Below are 2,349 nucleotides of genomic sequence, written 5' to 3' on the forward strand. Positions count from 1 at the left end.
CGCTGCTCAGCCCCCCGAGATGCTTGTCCGGGCTCACCACGATCACACTCTTTCCCATCTTCTTCGCCTGCACCGCCGCGACGATCGCAGACGCCGTGCCGCCATAGACGACGATGTCATGATCCTGAGCAGAAACAGAAGCCGCGCAGCCAAGCGCGAGCGAGAGAAGGAATCGGGCGGTGGGTTTCATGGGCGCATGAGAACGGCAGAGGGTAGGTGTGTCAATCAGCCAACTCTTTGCGTCGGGCAGCCGAAGGAACGATCTATTTCAGAACTCGGCTCATCGAGAATGTTCCAGTGGAGACCTTATGGCTGCGGTCCGCTCAGCGCTCGCTGAGCGGGAGCATGTCGAGGCGGGTTGAAAAAGGCGTGGTGTGCTGGCCGCATGGGAATCGCGGGCTGCCTCTTGCGAGGCCTATCCGCATGTTCAGGCCGGGAGTCAAAGTCCCGGCCGGACGAACAGAGCAAAGAGCAACCAACACACCACATAAGGAGAACGAAGATGAGCAAAGAACTATTGTATTTGGGCCTTGATGTCCATGCCGAAAACATTGCCGTGGCCATCGCCGAGGCGGGACGCGACGGCGAAGTCAGGAGCCACGGGATCCTCTCCAGCGACCTGCAAAACGTCGAGAAGGTGCTGCGCAGGCTGGGGCATCCGCACAAGGAACTGCGCGTGTGCTACGAGGCCGGTCCGTGCGGCTTCGTGCTGGCACGACGTTTGAAGCAGTGGGGCATTGCCTGTGATGTCGTCGCGCCCTCGCTCACGCCGAAGGGATCGGGCGACAAGATCAAGACCGACCGGCGTGATGCGCGCATGCTCGCCCGCCTGCACCGCGCCGGCGAGCTCACCGCCGTGCACATCCCCGATGAGCGCGATGAAGCCATGCGCGACCTTTGCCGTGCGCGCACCGATGCCGTGCAGGATTTGCGCCGCGGACGCCATCAGCTCAAAGCCTTCCTGCTGCGCAACGGTTACCGCTACAGCGAGAAGACCTCGTGGGGCGTGGCGCACATGCGCTACTTGCGAGAGCTGGTGCTGCCGCATCCCGCCATGAAGATCGTCTTGGAGGAGTACCTCCAGGCCATCGACGCCGCAGCCGGGCGCATCGAGCGGCTGGAGGTGCACATGCGGGCGTTGCTGGAAGACTGGCACATGAAGCCCGTCGTGCTCGCTCTCATGGGCCTGCGCGGTTATCAAACCGTCGCCGCCATGATCACCGTCTCGGAGATCGGCGACATCCACCGCTTCGCCCACCCGCGCCAGCTCATGGCCTACCTTGGACTCGTGCCCAGCGAGAGCAGCAGCGGCGGCAGCCGCACGCAGGGAGCCATCACCAAGTGTGGCAACGGCCACCTGCGCTGGATCTTCAACGAATGCGCGCAGCACTACCGGCTGCCACCGAAGGTGAGCCAGGAGCTCACCACCCGGCAGCAAGCTGTTCCCAAAGCCCGGCGCCGCGCGGTGCAGGAGCTCTCCTGGCGCTGCCAGAACCGGCTGCACGAGCGCGGACGCAAGCTCGCCGCACGCGGCAAGACCCGGCAGAAAGTGCAGATCGCCCTGGCGCGCGAACTGGCCGCCTTCGTCTGGGAAGTCATGCGCATCACCACCCCACTGGCCGACGGCAGCCACGCCATCCTCCCCCCACGGCGCGAGCGAACCGCCATCAGCACCGAACCCGCAGCGAAGAAGAAAGGCCGCACCTATGTCCTGAAGAGCACGACGAAGTAAGCCGCCCGCACCGGATTACCCCGCAGCCAAGACAGAGAACCACCAACCCAACATGCCAGACATCACACCTTAGAACCAGGCTGATCGACGCGGAGGCCAGCACACGAGGGACGTTATGAGATCAGAGTCATCGAAAGAAGACTTGAGCGCTCGAGCCGAGACTGTGAGAACCCAGGCCGCGGTGAACAAAAGAAATGCGTTACCCAGCACGCGAATATCAGCATAACCACCGAAGTGATAAGAGTCACCCTGGTCGGTCAGTCTGCTTCTAAGGTGAGAAGAACAAGCCAGAACGAAGAAGGTCATGAAAATGACAGCGCACCCACATTCCCACTTGCCAAAACCGGAGCCATATCAACGTCCCGGATCAGGCGACGGCGAGCGGGAAATGTCGATGACACGACAGATGCCATCCGAGCCGTTGCCTGCATCCGTTTTGTTAGGCCTATTTGTTTGTACTGACATACTTTGGAATGTTGATTCCGCAGTAGCTTCCGGCCCAAAGCTTCTCGAAAGCTGGGCTCCCGGGACGGGCCTCGACGTCTGACCGTTCAACGGTCCAATACCGGTTCTCATGGTCGGTACGCTTGATCGCCTCTCGGCGGCAACGCTCGACG

2 protein-coding genes are annotated in these 2,349 nt (G+C 61.9%); one reads left to right on the top strand and one right to left on the bottom strand.

Going from position 1 to position 2,349, the window contains the following annotated elements:
- On the bottom strand, nt 1–190 hold a 190-nt coding region (locus ACILSL_RS27620), incomplete at its 3' end, for an FAD-dependent oxidoreductase (RefSeq protein WP_395735291.1).
- A 312-nt stretch (nt 191–502) separates the two neighbouring features.
- Between ACILSL_RS27620 and ACILSL_RS27625 the strand changes: the two genes are divergently transcribed.
- Nucleotides 503–1,732 (top strand): IS110 family transposase, encoded by a 1,230-nt coding sequence (locus ACILSL_RS27625; protein WP_395735292.1) that lies wholly within the window; start codon nt 503–505, stop codon nt 1,730–1,732.
- The last annotated feature ends 617 nt before the right edge of the window (nt 1,733–2,349 follow it).

It is taken from the genome of Prosthecobacter sp., from assembly GCF_044222345.1.
GTDB lineage: Bacteria > Verrucomicrobiota > Verrucomicrobiia > Verrucomicrobiales > Verrucomicrobiaceae > Prosthecobacter.

Coding starts and splice junctions, on each gene's coding strand:
- ACILSL_RS27625 (WP_395735292.1), top strand. CDS start 503: ATGAGCAAAGAACTATTGTATTTGGGCCTTGATGTCCATGCCGAAAAC.